This window comes from Kitasatospora sp. NPDC047058, from assembly GCF_040643935.1.
In the GTDB taxonomy this organism is placed as follows: Bacteria; Actinomycetota; Actinomycetes; order Streptomycetales; family Streptomycetaceae; genus Kitasatospora.
Window position 1 is genome coordinate 1 of sequence record NZ_JBEYVJ010000428.1, and the last position, 5,449, is coordinate 5,449.

The 5,449-nt window shown below is 75.5% G+C and carries 4 protein-coding genes and 1 pseudogene; 3 read left to right on the forward strand and 2 right to left on the reverse strand.

Annotated elements, in window-relative coordinates:
- Both ABZ885_RS34595 and ABZ885_RS34600 read right to left on the reverse strand, forming a co-directional pair.
- A partial coding sequence (locus ABZ885_RS34595) for a DUF5132 domain-containing protein (protein ID WP_360197743.1) occupies nucleotides 1-231 on the reverse strand: 231 nt, incomplete at its 3' end.
- Nucleotides 232-530: 299 nt separating this feature from the next.
- Nucleotides 531-2,231 carry a DUF885 domain-containing protein gene (locus ABZ885_RS34600; RefSeq protein ID WP_360197746.1) on the reverse strand — a complete coding sequence of 567 codons (1,701 nt, stop codon included), beginning with the start codon at nucleotides 2,229-2,231 and terminating at the stop codon, nucleotides 531-533.
- Between the two features lie 209 nt (nucleotides 2,232-2,440).
- Between ABZ885_RS34600 and ABZ885_RS34605 the strand changes: the two genes are divergently transcribed.
- From ABZ885_RS34605 to ABZ885_RS34615, 3 genes and pseudogenes are all read left to right on the forward strand, one after another.
- On the forward strand, nucleotides 2,441-4,021 hold the full coding sequence (locus tag ABZ885_RS34605) for an ABC transporter substrate-binding protein (protein ID WP_360197749.1): 1,581 nt from the start codon (nucleotides 2,441-2,443) through the stop codon (nucleotides 4,019-4,021).
- Between the two features lie 14 nt (nucleotides 4,022-4,035).
- The gene (locus ABZ885_RS34610; RefSeq protein ID WP_360197752.1) at nucleotides 4,036-5,004 is read left to right on the forward strand and encodes an ABC transporter permease; all 969 of its coding nucleotides are present in this window, start codon (nucleotides 4,036-4,038) and stop codon (nucleotides 5,002-5,004) included.
- A 2-nt stretch (nucleotides 5,005-5,006) separates the two neighbouring features.
- Nucleotides 5,007-5,449, forward strand: a pseudogene (locus tag ABZ885_RS34615) (peptide ABC transporter ATP-binding protein); the annotation flags it as partial.

Consider the following 5,449-nt stretch of genomic DNA (forward strand, 5'->3'; position numbering starts at 1 on the left):
GCCCGAACGGGCTCCGGCGTCACCGGCGGCGATCTGCGCCGCCACCATGTCGGCGGCCACCTCGGCCGCGAGGTCGTGGATGTTCTCCCCGGCCTCGTGGGCCGCCTTCTTCACCTCCAACGCGATGCCGACGGACGTCTTGACGACGCCGCGCACCAGCGGCTTCAGGAGTCGCTTGGCCAGTGGTGCGACGACGAGGCCGACCAGGAAGGGCGGTACTACGGGCGGCATGATGCTCCATCCTCTCTACGCATACGTATGACAGGTAACCCGGGCACTGCGAACACCGGAGCAGCGCACAGCCGGGCGGACGGAAGCATTCCACCCGGGAATCCGAGACTCACCCACTGAACGGAATTCCAGGTCGATGGCGTCCGCCGCCCGATCTTCCAGTCACCGTAGTCGAACCATGTGCATCGAGGCCAAACAGCCTTGCCCTGTTCACCCTTGCGAGTGCCCGCCACCGCCGCATGCGAAAGGAATTACTACACATGCACCCGTCGAGAGGAGTCTTTATCTGATTGTCGTACTCACCGAGGACTGCCGAGTTCCCGCGCCACCCGCCGCCGCAGGGCCGGGAACGGCAGCCCGCCGCCTCCCAGCACCGCCTCGTGGAAGGCCCGCACCTCGAACGCCACACCCAGATCGGCCTCGGTCCGGGCCCGCAGCCGGCCGAACTCCAGGAAGCCCGCACGGTAGGAGAGCGCCTGCCCGGGCAGGTCCGTCGAGTACCGCAGCAGGTCGGAGGCGATCTGGCCGTCCGCCTCGGTGGAGTTGGCCCGCATGAAGTCCCGCGCCTGCTCCAGGTCCATCGTCCCGAGGTTGAGCCCGGTGTCGACGACGAGGCGCTGTGCGGTGAACCGCTCCTGCGCCAGCCGCCCGTAGGCGTCCCACGGATCGTCGTAGAGGCCCATCTCCCAGCCCAGGCCCGCCGCGTACTCCGCCCAGCCCTCGTTGAACGCGCCGAACTCCGCCACCTCCCGGCGCAGTTGCGGCAGCCCGTGGTTCTCCGCCTGCCGGGCGAGGTGGAAGTGGTGCCCCGGCGCCAGCTCGTGGTAGATCAGCGAGGCCGAGCCGAGCAGGGACCGCCGTTCCAGGTCCGAGCCGTTGTACCGGTAGCGCCCCGCCGGCTCGGCCGCGGTCGGCGCCTCGTAGTACCCGAAGGTCATCCCCGGCTCCAGCGCCGGGTCCAGCCGGGCCAGCCCGTACGGCGCCGCCGGCAGGGCGGCGAACCAGCGCGGCAGCACCGGGGCGAGCCGGTCGAGGTGGCCGCGGTAGCGGGCCTCGACCTCCTCGGGCGTCCGGGCGTACAGCCGGGGTTCGGTCCGCAGCCGGTCGTGGAACTCGGCCTCGGGGCCGCGGAATCCCAGGGCCGCCCGCACCTCCCGCATCCGCTCGGCGAGCTCCCGGCACTGCTCGCGGCCGAGTTCGTGGAGCCGCTCCGGCGCAACGCCGTCCCCGGTGTGGGTCCGGACGAACTCCCGGTACGCCTCCTCGCCGCCCGGGTGCCGCGCCCAGCCGACCTCCTGCGGCGCCGCGCGCAGGTACGCCGGGTCGTCGACGAGGGCGAGCAGGCGATCGAAGGCCGGCGCCAACTCGGCGTCCAGCACGCGCCGCACACCGTCCCGGAGGTATCCGCGCGCGGCCGGCCCCAGCGCGTCGAGCCGGTCCTCGCCCACCTCCACCCGGCGCGCCACCGATGCGCGCAGGCCGGTGATGGTGGCGCGCATCCCGGCCAGGGCCGGGGCGGGCACCCGGAAGCCGCGGGCGGCCTGCTCCGCCGCCTTGTCACCGATCGAGCCGACCACCCGGGCCAGCTCGTGGAGCAGCGCCACGTACCGGTCGGCGTCCGGTGGTCCGGTGAAGCGGAAGGTGCGCAGGACGGCGTCGGTGTACAGCGAGAGCGGGAACAGCCGGTACGGCGTGGCGGCGGGCGTCAGCCAGTGGCAGCGCAGGGCGCTCAGCTCCTGCCCGGCCAGTCCGGCCAGGAAGGCGGCGGTGTCGGCGTCGGCGCCGGACGGCTCCGCCCCGTCGAGGGCCCGCAGCCGGCCCAGCACGCCGTCGGCGAACCGGGCCCGTTCCTCGGCCTCGGCGAGCGACGCCCCCGGCAGCGTCTCGACCGGGAGCCCCTGGCGGACTCTCAGCAGCGGTTCGCGCTCCAGCAGGAACTCCCAGTAGCGGTCCGCCAGGCGGCCGGTCTCGCGGCCCGATTCGTTCGCGTGCATGCCCATGGGGCCAGTCTGGCGAGGGCGGGCCCACCCGACGGGGCGGACGGCGGAGCAGGCGTGCCGCTGTCCCTCGAACGGGTGAGGCGCCGTGGCCGTCCCCGCCCGCGCCCACCGCCGGAGGCCAGCCGGGAGGCCGTTTCGGCACCTCGAACGCCCTTTCTACGTACACGAGTTGACTGGCGACCGGGGAGACTCGGTGGCACCATGACGGCATGCCCCGTCGCGCCCTGCCGGTCCCCTTGGCCGTCGCCGTGACCGCCGTCGCCGCGCTGGCCGGCTGCGCGAGCGCCGCCCGGTCCTCGACGACCACGCCCCTCGTGGACCACGGGACCGTCCGCATCGCGGCCGCCAGCGAGACCCCCAGCTTCGACCCCTACTCGGCCTTCGGCGCCGCCCAGGCCGGCTACGCGTACGACTCGCTGGTCAACCTCGCCGCGGACGGCACCCTGGTCTCCGGCCTCGCGTCGTCCTGGCGGGCCACGACCACCACGGCCGCCTTCACCCTCAACCCGGGCATCACCTGCTCCGACGGAACGCCCCTCACCGCCTCCGCGGTGGCCCGGGCGCTGACCTACGCGGGGGACCCGGCCAACCAGCTGGCCGGCGCCCGGACCGTCCTCCCCGGCGTCCCGTTCACCGCGACCGCCGACGACGCGACCGGCACGGTGTCGGCGACCACCACCGCCCCCTACCCCTTCCTCACCCGCACCCTCGGCCTGCTGCCCGTCGTCTGCCCCGCCGGACTCGACCGCCCCCGGGAGCTGGAGCGCACCACCCGCGGCACCGGCCCGTACGTCCTGACCCGCTACACGCCCGGCGGACCCTACGAGTTCACCGTGCGCGACGGCTACACCTGGGGGCCGGCCGGAGCGACGACGGCGGAACCCGGCCTCCCCGCACGCATCGTCATGTCGGTGGTGCCGCAGGCGGCCACGGCGGCGAACCTGCTGCTCACCGGGGGCGTCGAGATCGCGGACGTGAACGGGCCGGACCGGGCCCGGCTCACCGGCCACGGCCTGGCCGCCACCGACGTGCCGACCGTCGTCGGGCTGACCTTCCTCAACCAGCGCCCCGGCCGGGTCCTCGCCGACCCGGCCCTGCGCCGGGCCCTGGTCGCGGCGCTCGACCGCCAGGGGCTCGCCAACGTCGCCGTCGGCGGCACCGGCCGGCCCGCCACCGAATTCGGCGCCGAGGGCGCCGTCTGCCACGCGGACCTCGCCGCCGCCAACCTGCCGGCCGAGGACGCGGCCGACGCCCTGCGCGCCGCCGGCTGGACCCGCTCCGGCCACGGGCCGCTGACCAAGGACGGCCGGCCGCTGCGGCTGCGCCTGATCACCAGCCCCGACCTCGGCCCGACCCTGCCGTCCGTCGCCGAGCTGATGGCCCGGACCTGGACGGCGCTCGGCGCGGACGTCCAGCTGGTCACCGAGAGCCTGCCCGCCCTCGTCAACGCCATGTACCGGACCGGCGAGTTCGACGTCGTGATCGGCACCTCCCCCGGCTTCGCCCTGCCGGCCGGCTTCATCCCGTTCTTCTCCGGCCCCGCCCCCGCCGAGGGCCTCAACTTCGCGGGCGTGGCCAACCCCGGCTACGACGCCCTGGTCGCCCAGGCCCTCCGGGAGCCGGACACGGCCGGCTGCGACACCTGGAACCGGGCCGCCGCCGCCATCCTCCGCTCGGCCGACGCCCTGCCGATCGCCGACGGCCGGAGCACCGTCTACGGCTTCCGCACCACCTTCGCCACCACGTTCGGCGGCCGGCTCGTCCCCACCAGCATCCGCCTCCACCGGTGACCGGAGGAGCCACCGTGTCCCTGCCCCGGCTGCTGCGCCACCCCTGGACGGCCTTCCTCGGCCGCCGCACCGCCCGGCTGCTCCTCTCCCTCGGGGTCGTGCTCACCGCGTCGTTCGCGATGATCCGCCTCGTCCCCGGCGACCCGGTCCGCGCCGCGCTCGGCGTCGACGCCGCCCCCGCGCTGGTGGCCGCCCGGCGGCACCAGCTCGGGCTCGACGCCCCCTTCCCCGCCCAGTACCGGCACTATCTCGGCGGCCTGGTGCACGGCGACCTCGGCACCTCGCTGATCACCGGAACACCCGTCGCCGAACTGGTCCGCACCCGGCTGCCGGCCACCCTGGAGATCGCCGGCCTGGCCTTCGCCGTCACCCTCGCCGTCGCACTGCCCGGCGGCCTGCTCGCCGCCGTCCGCACCCGCGACGGCCGGCACCCGCGCAGCGAGCTCGCGTTCACCGCGGTCACCGCCGGGCTGGCCGGGGTGCCGGACTTCGTCCTGGCCGCCGGGCTCACCGCGCTGCTCGCCGTCGGCCTCCAGCTGCTCCCGGTGGCCGGCGCGGCGGGCGCCGAGTCCTTCGTCCTGCCGGTCCTCGCGCTCTCGCTCGCGCCCACGGCCGTCCTGCTGCGCATCGTCCGGATGGAGGCGCTGAAGGTGCTGGACGAGGACTACCTGCGCACCGCCCGGGCGAAGCGGCTCTCCCCCGCACGCCGGTACCTGCGGCACGCGGCGCCGAACACGGCGACCGCCTCGCTCACCGTCGCCGGGAGCCTGCTGCCCGCCATGATCGCCGGCACGGTGCTGGTCGAGAAGGTCTTCGCCTGGCCCGGCATCGGCTCGGCGATGGCGCAGTCCGTGGCCGCCCAGGACTACCCGGTGGTCCAGGCGATGGTGCTGATCCTGGGCACGACCGTGCTGCTCGCCGGCCTCCTGGTCGACGTGCTGCTCGCGGTGCTCGACCCGCGTTCGGCGATCAGGGAGATGTGACCGTGCCCCTTCCCCCCGGGCGCCCGCGCCCGCCCCTGGCCTGGGCCGCGGCGGTCATGCTGGCGTCGCTGGTCCTGCTCGCGCTGGCCGGCCCGCTCCTCTGGGGCGCGGCGGCCGACCGCCCCGACCCCTCCGCGGTGCTGGAAGGCCCCTCCGCAGCCCACCCCTTCGGCACCGACAACCTCGGGCGGGACGTGCTCGCCCGGGTCCTGACGGCCACCCGGCCCTCCCTGCTGCTCGCGCTCTCGGCGGTCCTGCTCGGCGCGGCCGCGGGCATCCCGCTCGGGGCGTCCACCGCCGTCGTCGGCCCCCGCGCCCGACGGCTGCTCACCGCGCTGGTCAACCTGCTGCTCGCCTTCCCCGCGCTGCTGGTCGCGCTCTTCCTCGCGGTCGTGTTCGGCGCGGGCGCGGGCGGCGCGGGCGCGGGCGGGGCGGTGCTCGCCCT

Bases quoted from the DNA above. Each gene is read 5' to 3' on its own strand.
- ABZ885_RS34600 (WP_360197746.1), bottom strand. From the start codon at position 2,231: ATGGGCATGCACGCGAACGAATCGGGCCGCGAGACCGGCCGCCTGGCG.
- ABZ885_RS34605 (WP_360197749.1), top strand. From the start codon at position 2,441: ATGCCCCGTCGCGCCCTGCCGGTCCCCTTGGCCGTCGCCGTGACCGCC.